The following is a 406-nucleotide window of genomic DNA, read 5'->3' as shown; positions in this document are numbered from 1 at the left end:
GCGTCGGCCCGGACCGCGAGCAGACCGTCGTGCGGCACGACCTGCTGGGGTGAGCGCCCTGGAGCTGCGGGAGGCGGCGCTCGCCGACCTCCCGCCCGCGGTGCTGTACGCCCTGCTGCGGCTGCGCGTGGACGTGTTCGTCGTCGAGCAGGAGTGCGCCTACCCCGAGCTCGACGGCCGCGACCTGGAACCCGACTGCCTCCACGTGTGGGCGCAGGCCCCCGACGGCACGGTCGCGGCCGTGCTGCGGGTGCTGCGCGACCCCGACGGCCGCGGCCGCATCGGCCGGGTCGCCACCGCGCCGGCCTCCCGGGGCGCCGGTGCCGCGGCGCGGCTGATGACCCGGGCGCTGGAGCTGCTCGACGGCCTGGACGTCGTCCTGGACGCCCAGGCGCATCTGGAGCAC

General features: G+C 77.8%; 1 protein-coding gene. It reads left to right on the top strand.

Annotation, left to right across the window (positions count from 1 at the left end):
- Positions 1–49: 49 nt before the first annotated feature.
- Positions 50–406 (top strand): GNAT family N-acetyltransferase (locus GTR02_RS22170; protein WP_166609607.1); only part of this gene is annotated, 357 nt, incomplete at its 3' end.

Source organism: Kineococcus siccus, assembly GCF_009906795.1.
In the GTDB taxonomy this organism is placed as follows: domain Bacteria; phylum Actinomycetota; class Actinomycetes; order Actinomycetales; family Kineococcaceae; genus Kineococcus; species Kineococcus siccus.
This window is presented reverse-complemented; position numbering and strand designations above follow the sequence as displayed.